This window comes from Virgisporangium aurantiacum, assembly GCF_016863635.1.
In the GTDB taxonomy this organism is placed as follows: domain Bacteria; phylum Actinomycetota; class Actinomycetes; order Mycobacteriales; family Micromonosporaceae; genus Virgisporangium; species Virgisporangium aurantiacum.
This window is the reverse complement of record NZ_BOPG01000064.1, coordinates 15,231-33,886: the sequence shown is the minus strand read 5'-3', so window position 1 is coordinate 33,886 and position 18,656 is coordinate 15,231. Positions and strand designations below refer to the sequence as shown.

Annotated in this window: 13 protein-coding genes; 7 read left to right on the top strand and 6 right to left on the bottom strand. The window is 71.6% G+C overall.

Annotation, left to right across the window (positions count from 1 at the left end):
* Window positions 1-46 precede the first annotated feature (46 nt).
* Genes Vau01_RS43480 through Vau01_RS43460 form a run of 5 tightly spaced genes read left to right on the top strand, consistent with a single transcriptional unit; the run spans window position 47 to window position 6,517 of the window.
* The gene (locus Vau01_RS43480) at window positions 47-1,669 is read left to right on the top strand and encodes an ABC transporter substrate-binding protein (RefSeq protein WP_204005990.1); all 1,623 of its coding nucleotides are present in this window, start codon (window positions 47-49) and stop codon (window positions 1,667-1,669) included.
* Window positions 1,670-2,632: an ABC transporter permease gene (locus Vau01_RS43475; RefSeq protein WP_204005988.1), complete on the top strand. Its 963-nt coding sequence runs from the start codon at window positions 1,670-1,672 to the stop codon at window positions 2,630-2,632.
* Complete coding sequence (locus tag Vau01_RS43470) at window positions 2,629-4,584, top strand: dipeptide/oligopeptide/nickel ABC transporter permease/ATP-binding protein (protein WP_204005986.1); 1,956 nt, start codon at window positions 2,629-2,631, stop codon at window positions 4,582-4,584. The genes Vau01_RS43475 and Vau01_RS43470 overlap by 4 nt, the downstream gene beginning before the upstream one ends.
* The gene (locus Vau01_RS43465; RefSeq protein ID WP_204005984.1) at window positions 4,581-5,588 is read left to right on the top strand and encodes an ABC transporter ATP-binding protein; all 1,008 of its coding nucleotides are present in this window, start codon (window positions 4,581-4,583) and stop codon (window positions 5,586-5,588) included. Before Vau01_RS43470 ends, Vau01_RS43465 begins: the two co-directional genes overlap by 4 nt.
* Window positions 5,585-6,517 (top strand): dihydrodipicolinate synthase family protein, encoded by a 933-nt coding sequence (locus tag Vau01_RS43460; RefSeq protein ID WP_204005982.1) that lies wholly within the window; start codon window positions 5,585-5,587, stop codon window positions 6,515-6,517. The genes Vau01_RS43465 and Vau01_RS43460 overlap by 4 nt, the downstream gene beginning before the upstream one ends.
* Window positions 6,518-6,549: 32 nt before the next feature.
* On the opposite strand, the gene Vau01_RS43455 is transcribed toward Vau01_RS43460, so the two are convergent.
* From Vau01_RS43455 to Vau01_RS43430, 6 genes are all read right to left on the bottom strand, one after another.
* Complete coding sequence (locus Vau01_RS43455) at window positions 6,550-8,700, bottom strand: FG-GAP repeat domain-containing protein (protein ID WP_204005980.1); 2,151 nt, start codon at window positions 8,698-8,700, stop codon at window positions 6,550-6,552.
* Window positions 8,701-9,190: 490 nt separating this feature from the next.
* Window positions 9,191-10,669: an MFS transporter gene (locus tag Vau01_RS43450; protein ID WP_204005979.1), complete on the bottom strand. Its 1,479-nt coding sequence runs from the start codon at window positions 10,667-10,669 to the stop codon at window positions 9,191-9,193.
* Window position 10,670: 1 nt separating this feature from the next.
* Complete coding sequence (locus tag Vau01_RS43445) at window positions 10,671-11,234, bottom strand: dihydrofolate reductase family protein (protein WP_204005978.1); 564 nt, start codon at window positions 11,232-11,234, stop codon at window positions 10,671-10,673.
* Between the two features lie 82 nt (window positions 11,235-11,316).
* Window positions 11,317-12,483: a sensor histidine kinase gene (locus Vau01_RS43440; protein ID WP_204005977.1), complete on the bottom strand. Its 1,167-nt coding sequence runs from the start codon at window positions 12,481-12,483 to the stop codon at window positions 11,317-11,319.
* The gene (locus Vau01_RS43435) at window positions 12,480-13,607 is read right to left on the bottom strand and encodes a sensor histidine kinase (RefSeq protein ID WP_204005976.1); all 1,128 of its coding nucleotides are present in this window, start codon (window positions 13,605-13,607) and stop codon (window positions 12,480-12,482) included. The genes Vau01_RS43440 and Vau01_RS43435 overlap by 4 nt, the downstream gene beginning before the upstream one ends.
* The gene (locus Vau01_RS43430; protein WP_204005975.1) at window positions 13,591-14,196 is read right to left on the bottom strand and encodes a response regulator transcription factor; all 606 of its coding nucleotides are present in this window, start codon (window positions 14,194-14,196) and stop codon (window positions 13,591-13,593) included. The genes Vau01_RS43435 and Vau01_RS43430 overlap by 17 nt, the downstream gene beginning before the upstream one ends.
* A gap of 204 nt (window positions 14,197-14,400) precedes the next feature.
* Between Vau01_RS43430 and Vau01_RS43425 the strand changes: the two genes are divergently transcribed.
* Together Vau01_RS43425 and Vau01_RS43420 are read left to right on the top strand one after the other, a co-directional pair.
* Complete coding sequence (locus Vau01_RS43425) at window positions 14,401-17,307, top strand: AfsR/SARP family transcriptional regulator (protein ID WP_204005974.1); 2,907 nt, start codon at window positions 14,401-14,403, stop codon at window positions 17,305-17,307.
* Between the two features lie 113 nt (window positions 17,308-17,420).
* Window positions 17,421-18,656 (top strand): MFS transporter, encoded by a 1,236-nt coding sequence (locus Vau01_RS43420; RefSeq protein WP_204005973.1) that lies wholly within the window; start codon window positions 17,421-17,423, stop codon window positions 18,654-18,656.

The following is an 18,656-nucleotide window of genomic DNA, read 5'->3' as shown; positions in this document are numbered from 1 at the left end:
CCCGAATAGTTCCGAAGCCCATCAGATGCCTGCAGGAGGCAGCCCCATGAGTCCCACCCAACTCGGACGTGGCGTCGATCGCCGCGCCTTCCTGCGTTACAGCGGCGCCCTGGGCGCCGCGGCCGCCGTCACCGCCACCCTCCAGGCGTGCGGCAGCGGCCCCGCCTCCACCACCTCCTCGGGAGCGGGCGGCAACAAGGACCTGATCACCGCCGTCATCGGGTACGGCAACGACCAGAGCTGGGACCCGACCCAGACCGCGTCGGCGTTCGCGATGGCCGGGATCCAGCACATCTACGAGGCGCTGGTCGAGACCGACCCGATCACCCGCGACCCGCGCCCGGGCCTGGCCACCGCCGTCCCCGCCGACCCGAACGCGACGTCGTGGCCGCTCACCCTGCGCCAGGGCGCGAAGTGGCACGACGGCCAGCCGGTGACCGCCGACGACGTCGTGTTCACGTTCCAGCGGATCCTCGACCCGACCGCGAACGTGCTCGTCGGCAACTTCTTCCGGGCCTGGCTCACGGAGGTCAGGAAAACCGGTGAGAACACCGTCGAGCTCGTCCTGAAGTTCCCGTTCCCGGACGGCGTGCAGCGCCTGTCGATCGCGAAGATCATGCCGAAGCACGTGTTCAGCGTCGCCGGGGCGTGGGACCAGGCGAAGGCCGGCAAGACCGTCGGCTCCGGCCCGTACAAGCAGGCCTCGCACCAGCCGAAGTCGAACACGACGTTCGAGGCGTTCACCGACTACAACGGCCCGCGCAAGGCGACGGTCAAGAAGATGAACTGGCTGTCCATTGTGGACGCCTCGGCCCGCGTCGCGAAGATCTCCGGTGGCAGCGCCGAGGCGCAGATCGCCGACAACGTGCCGTACGCGAACATCGACCAGCTGAAGTCGTCGGGGCTGACGGTCGAGGGCGGCAAGGGCATGAACCACATGTTCCTCATGTTCAACACCGCCAACCGGCAGTTCGCCGACCCGCGGGTGCGGCAGGCACTGCTGTACGCGATCGACTCGAAGAAGATGATTGACGTCGCGCTCAAGGGCCACGGCACGCCGTCGACCAGCTTCCTCAACGAGGACAACCCGTCGTACCGCAAGGCGTCGACGGTCTACGCGTACGACCCGGACAAGGCGAAGTCGTTGCTCGCCGCCGCCGGGGTGAGCGGCCTGACCGTCACGCTGATGGCGGTGAACGTCAGCTGGATCGCCGACTGCCTGCCGACGATCGCCAACTCGTGGGACGCGATCGGCGTCAAGACGACGCTGCAGCCGCAGGACACCAGCGCGCTGTTCACCAAGATGGACCAGTCGCAGGACTACCAGGTGGTCGCGGCGGCCTCGAACCCCAACCAGTTCGGCCTCGATGCCGACCTCATCCTGCGCTACAACTACACCAAGGGCGGCGCCTGGATGAAGTACACCAAGTGGGACGCCAGCCCGGAGGCCACCGCCGTCTTCGCGCTGATGGACCGGGCCACCCAGGAGCCCGACAAGCAGAAGAAACTGGACCTCACCCACCAGTACCTGGACCTGATCGCCCAGCACGCCGTCCTCTATCCGGTGGTGCACACCGAACTGATGACGGCGTGGGACCCGAAGCGCCTGTCCGGGATCCGCGCCCAGGGCTACCCGGGCATCAACCTGTTGCAGGCAAAGAGAAGCTAAATGACCGTGGTCGCCCGGATGCTGGTCCGCCGCATCCTCATCCTGATCCCGTTGCTGCTCGGCGTGATCGCGTTCGTCTTCGTCGTGATGCGGTTCTCCGACAGCAAGCCCGAGTACGCCTACTTCCAGGGCGCCAACCCGACCCAGGAGCAGATCCACCAGTTCCAGGTCGAGAACGGTCTGCTGGACCCGTTGCCGGTGCGGTACGTGCGGTTCGTCGGCGACCTGCTCCAGGGCGACATGGGTACCAGCGTGCTCACGAAGGCGCCGGTGCTCGACTCGGTGCTCACCGCGCTCCCGCTGACGCTGCAGCTCACGTTCCTCGGGCTCGCGACGGCGATCGTGCTGGCCCTGGTGTTCGGCGTGACGGCGGCGATCTTCCGGGACCGCTGGCCGGATCAGCTCATCCGGGTGGTGTCGCTGGTCGGGGTGGCGGCACCGGCGTTCTGGCTGGCCCTGCTGATGATCCAGTGGCTCGCCGTGAAGCTCGGGTGGTTCCCGACCGGCGGCTACATCAACCCGGCCGACTCGTTCTCCGGGTGGCTGCGATCGATGACGCTGCCCGCGCTGTCCCTGTCGCTGCCGGTGGCCGCCCAGCTCACCCGGATCATCCGTACCTCGATGGTCGAGGAGCTGGACAAGGACTACGTCCGCACGGCCATCGGCAGCGGCCTGCACCCGGTCGTCGTGGTGGGGCGCAACGTGTTGCGCAACGCGCTCATCAACCCGCTCACCGTGCTGGGCCTGCGGATCGGTTACCTGCTCGGCGGCGCGGTGGTCATCGAGCAGATCTACTCGCTGCCGGGAATGGGGCAACTCATGATCAACGCGGTGCGCGACGGTGACCCGGCCGTGGTGCAGGGCGTCGTGCTGACGATCGCGGTCGGGTTCGTCGTGGTGAACCTCGTCGTCGACATCCTGTACCTGCTGGTGAATCCCCGGCTGCGGAGCGCCACGTCATGAGGCGCGAACTGATGGCGCGGCTCGCGCGTCCCGGCGTCGCTTTCCGGCGGCTGCCGCCGCTGTCGTGGGCGGCGCTGGGAATGGTGGTGGTCGTCGGCCTCGCGGCGGTGGCCGCCCCGCTGATCGCCCCGCACTCCCCCTACTTCCAGGAGGCGGACGGCGGCGGCCCGAGCGGCTCGCACTGGATGGGACTCGACAGCGCCAACCGCGACATCCTGAGCCGGCTGCTGTACGGGGCGCGCTTCTCGCTCGTCATCGGGCTCGGTGCGACGGCGCTCGCGCTGATCGTCGGCGCGGTCCTGGGCGCGGTCGCGGCCACGTCGCGCAAGTGGGCGGACGAGAGCCTGATGCGCACGCTCGACGTCGTGATGGCGTTCCCCGGCATCGCGTTGGCGGCGGTGCTCGTCGCGGTGTTCGGCGGCGGCGTTCCCGTGCTCGTGTGCGCGATCGCCTTCCTCTACATGCCGTCGGTGGCCCGGGTGGTGCGGGCCAACGTGCTCGCCCAGTACGGCGAGGACTACGTGGCCGCCGGGCGCATCATCGGCGCGCGGACACCGCACCTCCTGATCCGGCACGTCGCCCGCAACTGCGCCGCGCCGATCCTGGTGTTCTGCACGGTGATGGTGGCCGACGCGATCGTGTTCGAGGCGTCGCTGTCGTTCATCGGCGCCGGTGTGCGTCCGCCGAACCCGTCGTGGGGCAGCGTCATCGCCGACGGCAAGAACCTCGTGCTGCTCGGCGGCTGGTGGGCCACCGTCTTCCCCGGCCTGCTGATCCTGCTGACGGTGCTGGCGTTGAACATCCTCGCCGAAGGGGTCTCGGACGCGTGGGCCGCACCCGCGTCCCGGAGCGTTTCACCACCGACCAAGGGTGACGCCCTCGAGGAGCCCGCGCCCGGCTCGGGCCGGATCACCGAACTGCCCGGGCTGGCCGAGGCCGCCCGGCGGCTCGCCGAACGGGCCCGGCCGCTGCCCGCCGGCGAACCCGTGCTGGCGGTACGGGATCTCGCGATCGGGTTCGACGGCCGCCACGACGGCGTCGACATCGTCGACGGCATCAGCTTCGAGGTGCGACCGGGCGAGGTGCTGGGCCTGGTCGGCGAGTCCGGCTGCGGCAAGTCGCTGACGGCGTTGACCATCATGGGTCTCGCGCCGCGCGACGCGCGGATCAGCGGCGAGATCTCCTTCGAGGGCAGGGATCTGCTCACGATGCCCCGCCCCGCCCGGCGGCGGTTGCTGGGCCACGACATGGCGATGATCTACCAGGACGCGCTCTCGTCGCTGAACCCGGCGATGACCGTTCGCGCGCAACTCAAACAGGTTGTCCGCCGGGGCGGCCGGCGCTCACCCACGGAACTCCTCGAACTCGTCGGGCTCGACCCCGACCGGACGCTGTCGGCGTACCCGCACGAGTTGTCGGGCGGGCAGCGGCAACGCGTCCTCATCGCGATGGCGCTGTCGCGCGAGCCGAAACTGATCGTCGCCGACGAACCCACCACCGCGTTGGACGTCACCGTGCAGGCGCAGGTCATCGAACTGCTCCTGCGGCTGCGGGCCGAACTCGGCTTCGCGCTGATCCTGGTGTCGCACGACCTCGCGTTGGTCGCCGACGTCACCGACCGCGTCGTGGTCATGTACGGCGGCCAGATCGTGGAGACCGGTGTCACCGCGAGCCTCGTCGGCGCGCCGGCCCACCACTACGCCCGCGGCCTGCTCGGCGCGGTGCTGTCGCTGGAGGCCGGCGCCGAGCGGCTGACCCAGATCCGCGGCGTGGTGCCGTCGCCGGCCGACTTCCCCGCCGGCTGCCGGTTCGCCGACCGGTGCCCGATGGCCACGGCGGTCTGCCGCACCGAGGCGCCGGCGTTGGCGGGTTCGGACCGGCACACTGTCGCCTGCCATCACCCGGCCGTGGACATCGCACCGGTCGATCTGGCCACAACGGAGGCCCGATGAATCTCCTTTCGCTCTCCGACGTCCACGTGGTCCACAAGGCGCGCTCCGGCGGACTGTTCCGCCGCGACCGCGTGTACGCGCTCACCGGCGCCGATCTGACCATCGCGCCGGGCGAGACCGTCGGCGTGGTCGGCGAGTCCGGCTGCGGCAAGTCGACGCTCGCCAAGGTGCTCGTCGGGTTGCAACGCCCGACTCTTGGGACCGTGTCGTTCCGGGGCGAGAACATCTGGACGATGAAGGACTCCCGCCGCCGCTCGGTGATCGGATCGAACGTCGCGATGGTCTTCCAGGACCCGTCGACGGCGCTGAACCGGCGACTGCCGGTGCGGCAGGTGCTCCGCGATCCCCTCGACGTACACCGGCGCGGAACCGCGCGCGAGCGCGACGCCCGCGTCGACGACCTGCTCGGTCAGGTGGGCCTGCCGGCGAGCGTCGCGGAACTGTTGCCCGGCCAGCTCTCCGGCGGCCAGCGGCAACGGGTGGCAATCGCGCGGGCGCTGGCTCTCTCGCCTCAGTTGATCATCGCCGACGAGCCGACCAGCGCCCTCGACGTCTCGGTCCGCGCGCAGATCCTCAACCTCCTGCTCGATCTGAAGGAACGGTTGGGGCTCGCGCTGGTCTTCGTGTCCCACGACATCCAGACGGTCCGGCGGATGAGCGACCGCGTGGTGACGATGTACCTCGGGCGGATCGTCGAGCAGACGCCCGCGGGCGCGGTGCCCTACGGCGCCCGTCACCCGTACACGCGGGCGTTGTTCTCGGCCACGCCGGGGCTGCTCGCGCCGATCGACCCGATCCCGTTGGTGGGCCCGGTGCCGTCGGCCACCCGGCCGCCCAGCGGATGCCCGTTCCGCACCCGGTGCTGGAACGCGTCCGACGCCTGTTCGGAATCAATGCCCCCGGTGACGGTCGACGGGTCCGACCATCTCTTCCGCTGTCACCACCCGGTGGCCGGCGGCGCCACCGACCTCGAACTGATCAGCCAAGCCCAGGAGCGTTCATGACCACGGCCACCGCGTTGACCGGCGTGATCCCGCCGGTGTGCACCCCCCTCACGCCGGACTACCGGGTGGACACCGGATCGCTGACCCGGCTGGTGGACCACCTGCTCGACGGCGGGGTCGACGCGCTGTTCCTCCTGGGATCCACGTCGGAGGTGGCCTTCCTGCCCGACGCCCACCGCAAAGTGGTGCTGGACACGGTGATCCGCCACGTCGCCGGGCAGGTGCCGGTGCTGGCCGGCGCCATCGACATGACCACGCTGCGGGTCCTCGACCACGTGCGGGTCGCCGTCGAGGCCGGCGTCGACGGGATCGTGGCGACCGCACCGTTCTACGCCCGGACCCACCCGGCCGAGATCGAGGTGCACTTCCGGACGATCGCCGACCGCGCCGGTGTTCCGGTGTACGCGTACGACCTGCCCGTGTCGGTGCACAGCAAGCTCGGCCCGGCCCTGCTGCTCGACCTCGCCGCCGCCGGGGTGCTGGCCGGGGTCAAGGACTCCAGCGGCGACGAGAGCGGGCTGCGCGGAATGATCCTCGGCCGGCGCGACCGCACCGACATCGGTTCGTTCAGCGTCCTGACCGGTTCCGAACTGACCGTCGACTCCGCCCTGTGGATGGGCGCCGACGGCGTCGTCCCCGGGCTGGGCAACGTCGACCCGCACGGCTACGCCCGGCTGTTCGCCGCCGCGGCCACCGGGGAGTGGGAGACGGCGCGGGCCGAGCAGGAGCGCCTGCTGCACCTGTTCGACCTGGTGACCGTCGGCGGCACCCGGATGGGCATCAGCTCGTCGGCGCTCGGCGCGTTCAAGGCCGCGCTGTACCTTCGCGGCGTGATCGACCACCCGACCACGGCGCTCCCCCAGATTCCGCTGGAGGGCGACGAGATCGCGCGCGTCGGCAAGTACCTGGCGGCGGCGGGCCTGGTGTAACGACCAGCGCGGCCGGGTCGGCCGCGTCGCGCTCAGACCCCGGCCCGCTGCATGACGTTGCGCATCAGGCCGGTCAGCACCGGGTCGACGACGAGGCTGCCGCCGAAGGTCAGCGAGCCGGCGGCGAAGACGAACCCGCCGCCGGGGTGGTTGTAGAAGGTGATGTCCCCGCCGACGCCCCCGGCGTCCGGTTCGCCGACGGCGAGCACGGTCAGGCCGTCGGGAAGGGTGGACAGCGGCACGATTCGTGGGCTCATCGCGCAGCCGGGCGGGTCCGTGGACATGGCACCGGAACCGTTGCTGGTGTCCACCTCCCAGGCGTTCGCCTTCCCGTTGCCGAACCCGTCGTTCAGCCCGAAGTCGCCGAAGGTGTCGCCGTTCGACACCCCCGTTCCGGCGAACAGGAAATGGTCCGCGTCCTGCACGACAAAGGGCGTGCCGGGTACGCCGCAGCGTTCGGTCGCGACACCGATCAGGGAGCGTTCCGGCCGGCCCAACTGGCGGAAGAGGGCGTCCTCCCGGGGCCCGCCCTCGATGCCGAGGCGGAAGATCATCTCGGTCTGGCCGTTGGCGTACTCGCCGACCTCGAAGATGCCGTTCCCGGCGATGTAGATCAGGCTTCCGCCCGCGGCGAGGTAGGCCTCCGCGTTGTCGTACATCTGTGTCGTCCAGTACTCCGGATGCGTGCCGATGATCAGGCACTCGTACTGGGCCGCGTCGCACCCGTCGTTGTGGAAGTCGATGTCGCTGTAGACGTCGTGCTGGAACCCCTCCCGTTCCAGCCAGCCGAGGATCCAGAGCTCACCACGGGTCAGGTGCATCGAGCCGTTCGGTTCCGCCACCGGGTTCGGCCGTAGGAAGCTCGTCCTGGCGAGTCCGGAGTACTTCGACAGGCCGCCCCAGGCGTTGTACGCGAGCCACGTGTTCGTGTTCGCGAGAACCGCGACGGACTTCCGACGCGCGGGCGCGGGCTTCACGACGAACGTGATGTCGCACGAGTTCCCGTCGGCGTCGGTGCACGCGGCCGAGTACATGCCCGAACGCCAGGTGTTCGGGACGGTGACGGTGAAGGTGTCGGTCCAGCCACACCCGGACCGGTACGGGTCCGGCGGCACCGGTTGCTGTTCGGCGGTGAACGGCACCTGTCCCACGACCACGGTGTCGACGGCCGAGGACGTCGACGAGTTGCGCCGGATGGAGGCGACCGAGTCGCCGCCGCCCGACATGCGGAACGCGATGGTCTCGCCGGGAGCCGCGGACAGCGGCCAGCAGTAGCCCTCGATCGGTCGCATGGCCGACCGTCCCACCCACGCCGTGCCCGACGTGTGGTACCCGGCGACGTCGTCGAAGCCGTCACCGTCGAAGTTGCCCGCGGCGAACTGCCAGCCGCCCGACGGCGCGACCGTGAACCACGGCTCGGTGAAGACGAAACGGTCTCCCCGGTTCTCCCCGACCCAGAGCGTGCCGTTGCTGGGGTGGTACGCGAACAGGTCCGCCTTCGCCCGTCCGGTGAACCGGCCGGTGGCGATCTGCCAACCCGCCGCCGGGCGCAGCGTCGCCCACTTACTGGCCAGGAACGTGGAGTGCTGGTTCTCGCCGACCCACACCGACCCGTCGCCCGGGTTGTACGCGACGACGTCCGTGCGTCCGTCGCCGATGACGTCCGCCGTGGTCACCTGCCAGTTCGGACCCGCCGCCAACGCTCCCCACGGCGCCAGCGCGAACCCGGTCCCGTTGTTCGTGCCCACCCACAGGGAGCCGCTCGCCGGATGGAGGGCAAGGAGATCGGCCCTGGCCGACCCGGTGAAGTACCCGGCTCCGATCAACCATCCCGACGCGGGGTTGAGCGTGGCCCACCGCGCGAACGCGAACGTCCCGCCCTGGTCCGTGCCGACCCACACGCTTCCGTTGCTGGCGTGGTAGCCGACGACGTCCGCCCGGCCGGTGCCGGTGACGTCTCCGGCCACGAGTTGCCAACCCGCCGCCGGACCCAGCGTCGCCCACCGACCGGTGGACGCGAAGGCCGAGCCGTCGTTGCGCCGCACCGATACCTCGCCGTCGGCCGGCCGGTAGGCGAGGACGTCACTCCGGGACGGATCGAGGAAGTTGCCGGCGACGATCACCCGGGCGCCGGCCGGTGCGAGTTCGGCCCACTGGGCAAACTGGAACGTTCGGTCTGGCACGACAGCCTCCCGCTGGAAGTGCGTCGAGGTGCAAGCGATGGACGCCGGTTAATCCGTCCCCCGGACCCTATGACATCCGTGCGGCTCCACACCCTGACAGCACGCATCCGACAGTTGTCCACGTGCCGGCCGGGGTGTCCCACGTCAACGTGGGTGATTTTCCATGCTGGAGCACGGAAAATCACCCACGTTGTTGTGGTGCCGCTCGGGCTCGGCAAGCTGGTGGCCATGATCCTCGACGTGGAGTGGGACACCGACATCTCGGGCGGCGGCCTTGCGTGGCGAGACGCGCTGGCCGGTGTCGACAATGCGCGACTGCCGGAACTCGCCACGCGGTGGGCCGGCATCGAGGAACTGGCCGTCGCCGACTGGCCGGAGGCGGTGGAAGGACTGCGTGACGGCGCGGCCAGCCTGGCCAACCTGGCGCGGCGGGCCGGGCCGCCGGCGATCAGCTCCAATTTTGGATTTCGCTCTCACCTCGCATGCCTGGTCAGGCCGCCGGCCGGGAGCGCGCCAGGTGCAGCGCCAGAACCACCACCATCACCGCCACGCCGAAGACCCCGACCACGCGGAAGCCCGACGTGAAGGCGTCCTGGACGTGGTGCAGGAGGGCGGCGTCGTGCCGGGTGCCGGCCGCGCGGAAACCGTCGACCCACGAGCCGTCGGCGTGGCCGGTGCTCGCGGTCAGCCGCGAGCGGTAGACGACGGTGCCGATGCTGCCGAGCACGACCAGCCCCATGGCGATACCGATCTCGTTGGCCGTCTGGGCCAGGGAGGCCGCCGAGCCGGCCCGTTCCTGCGGCGCGTGGGAGATGAGGTCGTTCATCAGGAACGGGAACGCCGCTCCCACCCCGGCCGTGGCCAGCACGGCACCGCAGACGACCGCCAGGATCCCGGACCGGCCCGCCGGGATTAGCGCGTACGACAGGAAGCCGGCGGCCATCATCAGCAGGCCGCCGAGGACGACCCGCGACGGCGGGACGTGGCGGCCGAGCCACGGGCCGAGGTTCGACGCCACGATCATCGCGATCGTCGACGGCACCAGCCACAGCGCCGCCCGCAGCGGCGACAGCTCCTGCGCGGACTGCAGGTAGAAGGCCCAGAAGATCGAGGTGCCGCCCATGAGCAGCGCGGTCAGGAAGAGCACCCACATCACCCGGGCGGCGCCGGGCCGGCGCAGCAGCGACAGGTCGACCAGCGGGTCGTCGAGCGTGTGCTGACGGCGGACGAACACCGCGCCCAGCCCGACGCCGACCACCGCGGCGACGACCGGCTGCCACGACCAGCCGCTGCTCACGATCATCTTGAGCGCGGCCACGACCAGCAGGATCGAGGACAGGCACAGGGCGGCGCTCGGCAGGTCCAGCCGCCCCGCGTCCGGGGTCCGGAACTCCGGCAGCAGCCGCGGCGCCGCCACCAGGGTCAGCAGCATCACCGGGACGCCGAGCAGGAACACCGAGCCCCACCACCAGTACTCGATCATCACGCCGCCGACCAGCGGCGCGACGGCCATCCCGACCAGAAAGCAGGTCATGTACGCGCCCATCGCGGAGACGCTGCGCCTCGGGTCCGGGAAGAGCCGGCCGATCAGCGCCATCGAGGCGGGCATGATCGCCGCGCCGGCGATGCCCATGACGGCCCGGGTCACGATGACCATCCACGGTCCGGTCGAGAACGCCGCGGCGGCCGAGGCGACCGCGAAGACCGCCGCGCAGATGACGATCAGCCGGCGCCGGCCGATCCGGTCACCGACCGCGCCCATCGTGATCATCGTGCCGCCGACCATGAACCCGTAGATGTCGTTCATCCAGAGCAGTTCGGTCGGCGACGGGCGCAGGTCGGCCGCCATCCTGGGCAGGGCGACGCCGAGCACGCTGATGTCGATCGCGATCAGCAGCGACGGCAGGGACAGCAGCGCCAGCGCGAGCTGGGGACTCCGGGTCGGGCCGGGTATCGAGGTGGTCGTCATCTCAGCCGAGCCGGTAGTGCGACACCAGGACCTGCCCGTCGAGCGTCCGCGAGTCGACGAGCCGCAGGTTGTGGCGGTGGTCCGGCCGGGCGAAGAGCTGCCGCCCGCCGCCGAGCACCACCGGGTGGACCGCGATGTGGTACTCGTCGATGAGACCCAGCTCGGTCAGCGATGCCGCCAGCGCCGCGCCGCCGGTGAGCAGCATGTCACCGGCGCCCGGCCGGGCCTTGAGCGCGGCGACCTCGTCGGCGAGATCGGCGCCGATGACGCGGCTGGTCCACTCGTCACCCTCGTACGTGCGCGAGAAGACGATCTTCGGCGTGGCCCGCCAGAACGGCGCGAACGCGGCGACGTGCGGATCGTCCGACATGGACTCCGCGTTCGGCCAGAAGCCCACCATCATCTGCCACACCGGGCGGCCGAACAGCAGCGTGTCGACGCCCTTGTCCAGCCCTTCCGAGTACGCGGACAGCTCGGGACCCATCACGGGCCAGTCGAACTCCCCGTTGGGCCCGTCGATGAACCCGTCCACCGACGTGTGCACCCAGTAGATGATCTTGCTCATGATGCTCTCCTTCTTCGTGGTCACAGGCAGGTCGGAGCGGACCCCCATGTCTCGACATCGCGGCCGGAAAACTTTCCGCGGTTTACGTGCGGTCGACGAGGGCGGTTGTTTCGGGCAGTTCGACGCGGAGGTGGAAGCCGCCGTCGCCGGTCAGCTCGCCCCGGGCCCACCCGCCGGCGGCGGCCGCCCGGTCCTCGATGCCGGCGAGTCCGGAGCCGTCGCCGAGCCCGTCGCGCCGTGCGCCGTCGTTGTGGATGTCCAGGGACGTCGTGCCGTTGCTCCGGGTGAGGACGATCGTGCAGGTCGTGGCGTCGCTGTGGCGGAGCAGGTTGGTGGTGCCCTCGCGGACCGCCCAGGCGAGCACCTGCTGGGCGTCCCCGGACAGGTCGAGGCCGGCGCCGGGGGTCTCGACGCGGGTGTCGACCCCCGCGGCGATCAGCAGCCCCTGCGCGGCAGCGATCTCCTCCCCGAGCGTCACCCGGTGCTCGTCGCGGGTGACGGCCCGGACGTCGCGCAGCGTCGAGCGGGCGAGCTCGGTGAGGCTGGTGATCTCGTGTCGCGCCTTGGCGGGGTCCAGCGGCAGGAGCCGCGCGGCCAGGTCACCCTTCAGGGAGATCGCGGACAGGCTCTGGCCGAGCAGGTCGTGCAGATCCCGGGAGACGCGCACCCGCTCCTCGTCGACGGCCAGCTCGGCGAGCTCGGCCCGGGTGCGGTACAGCTCGTTGACCAGCCGGACGAGGCGGACGGTGCCGTAGAGGACGAACGAGAAGACCGCCCAGGTGATCGCGAAGTACACCAGCAGCAGCACCGTGTCCCGGGCGGAGGCCGCGCCGTACAACAGCAGCCAGTACGTGACGCCGCTGGCCAGATAGAACGTGGTGAACCCGACGGGCAGGCCCCACGGGCGCGGGAGCAGCAGCATCATCGACGCCGTGAGCGGCATGGACGGGCTCAGCCAGTCCGGCCCCAGCCAGGCCACCGGGGCGTAGACGAGAACCGTCTGCAGTGCCAGCGTCCACTGCCACCCCACCGGCCGCCGGTCGCCGACCGCGGCGCGGACGTGCCGCAGGTGCACCACGGCGAGCACGGTGCCGGCGACCATCGCGAACCCGACCTGGTTCGCGGTGTGCTGCCGGTTGGCGTTCGTCGCGACCAGGATCGGCGACATGACCAGCAGCGCGAGATGCATCGCCACGAGCAGCCAGGGCGCCGCCCGCATGATGCCCTGCGGCTGGCGAGGGCCGGTCACGCCGGGTCCTCCACGGTCAGGCGGAGACGGCCGTCGGGCGCACCGAGGGTGATCACCGGGGTACCCGTGGACCCGTCGCGCAGCAGGCGGTCGACCGCGGCGCGCAACGCCTCCCGCACCTCGTTGTCCGCGTACTGCGGCAGGTCGCCGGCGGGCAGCACGAGCCGGGCCGGCACGCCCGCCGCCGCCAGCAGGTCCAGCGCCGTGTCGAGCTCGGCGCGCAACGGCACCCGCTGGTACGAGCGGACCAGGCGACGGGCGGCGGCCAGCGTGCGGCGCGAGCCGTCGACCAGCGCCCGCAGCTCGCGCCGGGCGGCCTCGGGATCGGTGCCGGCCAGGGCCGCGGTCGCCTCGCCCCGGCGGGCGATCGTGTCCAGCGAGTCACCGACCGTCCGCGCGAGCTCGCCGTCGATGCGGACCCGCTCCCGGAGCACGGCCCGGCCGGCGAGGTCCTCCCGGGCCGCCCGCAGCGCCCGGAGCGCACCGGCGAACCAGGTCGGCACGAGGACCGCCGCGGTCCGCTGCACCACGACGAGGTCGGTCCAGATCGGGTTCGGCCTCGGGTTGACCAGCAGGTCCACCGGTACGAGCGCGGCCAGGAGCACGCCGCCGGCCACGATCGACCACGGCCGGGGCAGCACGATCATCGTCGACACCAGCAGGTGCGCGAAGGCCAGCTGCCACTCGCTGCCGACGAGCGGAACACCGGCCGCGATGATCACGGTCATGGCGGCCAGGATCCATCCGCCGTGGCGGGGGCGCCGCAGGTGCGCGGCGCTCCACACGAGATACCCGCACATCGGCAGGTAGCAGCTCATGAGGACCAGCGTCGTCAGCGTGTTCGTGAGGTCGCTGTTGTACACCGGCGTCAGCACCAGTTGGACGCCGAGGCCGGCCGCCAGCACCGCGATGGGCGCGGCGGTGGCCAGCCGGATCATCCGGTCGGAGTGACCTGGAGCGGTCAGTGTGCACCTCCGGCCGCGAGTGTCGGGAGCCCAGGCTAGCCGGGCCGGGTGGCGATCCCCGGCCGGATCCCGGCCGGTCACGGTACCCGGCGGCGCGGTGGCCACCGCCACGTCCGGCAGCGGACGGGCGCGCAGCGCGGTGTCAGAGCCAGCCGGCATTGCGGGAGATCCTGATCGCGTCGATGCGGTTGTTGGCGCCGACCTTGCTGATCGCGTTCGACAGGTAGTTGCGCACCGTGGCCGGCGACAGCGCCAGGCTGCTGGCGATCTTCTCGGTGGGCAGGCCGCTCTCGGCGGCGCGCAGCACGTCGGCCTCGCGGGCGGTCAGTGGGCTGCTGCCGGTCTCCAGGGCGGCGGCGACCAGGTCGGGGTCGATGACCCGCTCGCCGCCGTGCACCCGCCGGATGCCGTCGGCCAGCGTCTGCGCCGGCGCGTCCTTGACGATGAACCCCCGCACGTGCGCCTTGAGCGCCCGCAGCAGGTTGCCCGGCTGGCTCAGCCCGGTCAGCACCACCGTGCGACACTCCGGTAACTCGACGTGCAGCCGCTCGGCGGCGGTCAGCCCGTCCAGGCCCGGCAGGTCGATGTCGACCACGGCGACGTCGGGACGCGTCCGCAGCGCGGCGGCGACGATCTCGTCGCCCCGCTCCAGTTCGGCCACCACGCTCATGTCGTCCTCCAGCGCGAGGAGCGCGACCAGGGCACCGCGGATCATGTGCATGTCCTCGGCGATCAACACCCTGATCACGTGTCCTCCTCGGGTCCCGGTTCGACTCCAGGCGACAGTAGCGGCGGCCGGGGTCCGCCGCGTAGATACCGGACTCACCGACCGGGCGATGACAAACGTCATCACCGACCGACCACATCCGCATCTGCCGGACGGGTGAAAGGGTCCTGAAAGGTGATGCTGGCAGGATTTCTCTGTTCCACCGCGCAGACTCCGGGAGACACCATGTCGGCTCGTCCGGACGCCGACCTCCGCCGTGCCGCCGAGCGCGAGCCCGGCGAGGAGTTCCGGTTCCGGGTGCTCGGCCCGTGGGAGGTCACGCACCGGCACCGGGAGGCCGTCGTCGTGCCGTCCGGTCAGCAGCGCACGTTGCTGGTCTCGCTCCTGCTGTCCGCCGGGCGGCCGGTGACGATCGACGCGCTGGCCGACCGCCTGTGGCCGTTCCACGCGCCCGAGCGGGTGCGGGGCACGGTACAGACGTACGCGGCGCGGCTGCGCCGGCTGCTCGGCCGCGAGCTGATCGAAAGCACCTCGGGCGGCGGGTACCGCATCGCCGTCCCGGCCCGGAACGTGGACATGCACCGGTTCCGGGAGCTGGTCGACCAGTCCCGCACCGCAACGGCAGCGGCGGACGAGCTGAGCCTCCTGCAGGCGGCGCTCGGCCTGTGGCGCGGCCGTCCGTTCACCGGCGTCGAGTCGGCGTGGTTGGAGCGCGAGGTCGTGCCCGGCCTCACCGAGGAGTGGCTCGCCGCCACCGAACGCCGCATCGACTTGGAGCTGGAGCTCGGGCGGCCGGGCAAGGTGATCGCCGAGCTGCGCGGCCTGATCAACCAGGACCCCACCCGGGAATCGCTGTGGTGCCGGCTGATCGTGGCGCTGCACCGGGCCGGCCGGCGCGCCGAGGCGCTGGGTGCCTACCAGCAGGCGCGCGCGACGTTGAGCGAGGAACTCGGCATCGACCCGAGCGTCGAGCTGCAGCGGCTGCAACGCGTCGTGCTGCAGGACGCGCCGGCGGTACCGGTGCCGGAGAGCCGGAACCCCCGGCAGCTGCCGCACGACATCGCCCATTTCCGCGGCCGGGCCGCCGAACTCGCCGCGCTCGACGCGCTGCTGCCGGCGGACGACCCGACGGACGACCCGGCGGATGGCGCTGCGGGTGGCACTGCGGGTGGCACTGCGGCCGAGGGGCGACCGACGACGATCGTGGCCATCGACGGCGCACCCGGCATGGGAAAGACGACCCTCGCGGTGCACTGGGCGCACCGGGTCTCCGGCCGGTACCCGGACGCGCATCTCTACCTGAACCTGAACGGCTACGGCAGCGGCGAACCGCTCACCCCGGCGGCCGCGGCGGCCACGTTGTTGCGGGGGTTGTCGGTGGCCGGCGACCTCATTCCGGAGAGTGTCGACGAGCGGGCGGCGCTGTTGCGCACCACGCTGGCCGGCCGGCGGGTGTTGCTGCTGCTGGACAACGCGCGCGACGCCGACCAGGTACGGGCGTTGCTGCCGGGCGCGGACGGCCTGGCGATCGTCACGAGTCGGAGCCAGCTGCGCGGGCTGTCGATCCGCGACGGGGCGCATCGCGTGACGCTGCACCGGTTGCCGGTCGACGAGTCGGTCAGCCTCCTGTCGGTGGCGGTCTCCGCCGAGCGGCTGGCCGCCGAACCGGACGCCGCGGCGCGGCTGGTGGAGCTCTGCGACGGGCTGCCGCTGGCGCTGGCGATCGTCGCCGAACGCGCGCACCGGGCCGGCACGCTCGCCGAGGTGGTCCACGCGTTGCGGGACGGGAAGGCGCGGTTGGACAACCTCGGAGCCGGCGACGGCGATCCGCACACGGACCTGCGTGCCGCGCTGTCCTGGTCCCACCGCGCCCTGGACCCCGACGCCGCCGCGATGTTCGACCGGCTCGGTCTGCATCCGGCCAACGACATCGGGTTGGAGTCCGCGGCCGCGCTGGCGAACGTCCCGGTGTGGCAGGCGAAGCGGTCGCTGGACCGACTGGCGGCGGCGCACATGGTGGCGCAGCGCCACCCGGACCGCTACGAACTGCACGACCTGATCCGGCTGTACGCCGTGGATCGCGCGCAGCGCGCCGGTGCCGGTCCCGCGAACGAGGCGGCGGTGCGCCGGCTGCTGGACTGGTACCTGCACGCCGCGGTCAGCGCCGACGTCGCGCTGATGCCCAGTCGCCGGCGGAAGTTCGTCGCGCCGTACACGCCGTCGGCGGCGCCGCCGGTGTTCGCCGACCAGAACCGGGCGATGGCGTGGTTCGAGCAGGAGTACGACGGCCTGCGGTCGGTGGTGGACTGGGCGGCGACGCACGGGTCGCCGGGCCACGCGTGGCGCACGGCGATCGCGATGACGACCTTTCTCGACCGCCGGATCTCCTGGCGCGAGGGCGTCGAGTTCCTGCGGTCGGCCGGCCGGGCGGCCCGGTTGGCGGGCGACCGGGCCGGCGAGGGGTACACGCTGAACTCGTTGGGATGCACGTACTGGGACCAGCGCGACTGGGACCGGGCCAGGGACTGCTTCTCGCAGGCGTTGGCGTGCTTCCGCGACCTCGGCGACCAGTTGAGCGAGGCGATGGTGCTGGGCAACCTCGGCCTGGTCGAGGCCAGTGCCGGCGATCCCGTCCGGGCGCAGCGGCTGTGCCACGACGCGCTGTACCTGTGCGAACAGGCCGGGTACCGCCGGGGCGTGGCCCAGAACCTCGACAATCTGGGAATGGCGCACCTCGCCGCCGACGAGCCGGTGAACGCCATCGACTGCCATCGACGGGCCGCCGAACTGTTCCAGGACCTGGGCGACGCCGAACTGGGCGCCTGGAACGAACAGAACCTCGGCCGGGCCTACGCCGCGGCGGGCCGCCACGCCAGTTCGGTGCGGTCGCTGCGGTTGGCGGTCGGCACCATGCGGAGGCTGGGACACCGGCGCCAGGAAGCCAACATGTTCGTCGACCTGGGCAACACACTGCTCGCCGCCGGACACCCGGGCCTGGCCCGCGACTGCTGGCAGACCGCGCTCGTGACGATGCGGCAACTGGCCGATCCACGCATCGCGGACGTCGAAGCCGCGATCACCGAAGCCACGATCACCGAAGCCGCGAGCACCGCCACCGGAGCCCCACCGTAGCAACGGGTCCTGTCAGTCCGGTCTCCGGCGTGTCAGCGCCGAGCAAGCGCGTCGTGCTCCACTCAGCGTCCACCCGACGCGGTCCGCGCCGCCCTATCGGAGGCAACACGTCGATGACGCAGACCCGACCGAGAGCGACGTTCCGCGACGTCTTCGGTGTGGCCGAATTCCGCTGGATGTGGTTCGCCGAGTTGTGCTCGATCGCCGGTGACCAGCTCGCCCGGGTGGCGTTGTCGTACATGGTGTTCCGGGCCACCGGCTCGTCCGCGCTCACCGGCCTGACCTACGGGTTGACGTTCGCGCCGTCGTTGCTGGGCGGCGTGCTGCTGGCCGGGGTCGCCGACCGGTTCCGGCGCCGCGAGGTGATGGTGGCCGTCGACGTGCTGCGCGCCGGCCTGGTGCTCGCGGTCGCCATCCCCGGCCTGCCGTTCTGGGTGCTGTGCACGCTCGTCGGCGCCGTGTCGTTGCTCAACCCGGTCTTCAAGGCCGCACAGGTGGCGTCGTTGCCGGCGGTGCTCGCCGGTGAGCGGTTCCTCGTGGGCATGGCCGTCCGCAACATGACCGTGCAGTCGGCCCAGGTGCTCGGCTTCGGTGCCGGCGGCCTGCTCGTCACCGCGACGAGCCCGCGCACGGCCCTGGTCGTCGACGCGGTGACGTTCGCGCTGTCGGCGGCGCTGCTTCGGGTCGGAATGGCCGATCGTCGGGCGCCGGGCGGTGACGGGCAGCGGCCCGGCTGGGCGCGCTCGATGCGGCAGGGCGCCCGGATGACGTTCACCGATCCGGCGTTGCTGTCGCTGGTCCTGCTGACCTGGATGATGGCCGCGTTGACGGTGTACGAGGGCCTCGCGGCGCCCTACGCGGCGGCGGCCGGTGGCGGCGCGGCCACGGTGGGCCTGTTGCTGGCCGGTGATCCGGTGGGGAGCGTCGTCGGCGCGTACGTGCTGGCGCGATGGGTGCCGGCCCATCGCCGGTCACCGCTGATCGGACCGTTGGCGATGGCGTCCGCCGCCGTGCTCGTCGTGTGCCTGGCGCGTCCGGGGATCGTGGTGTCGTTCGTGGTGTTCGCGGTGTCCGGCGGGTTGGGCACCGCCGTCGTCATGCAGGCGACCTCGGTGGTGACGCTGGCGGTGCCGGACGAGCACCGTGGCCGGGTGGTGGGTCTCAGCAACACCGGGCTCGGTGCGGCGTCCGGGCTCAGCCCGATCGCCGGTGGATTCGTGGCCGACCAGATCGGTCCGCCCGCGACGGTGGCCCTGTTCGGCGTCGCCGGCCTGGTGCTGGTGATTCCGCTCGCCGTGCTGTGGCGCCGGGCGTTCCGCCGCGATCCGCGTCGCTGGGATCCGACGTAG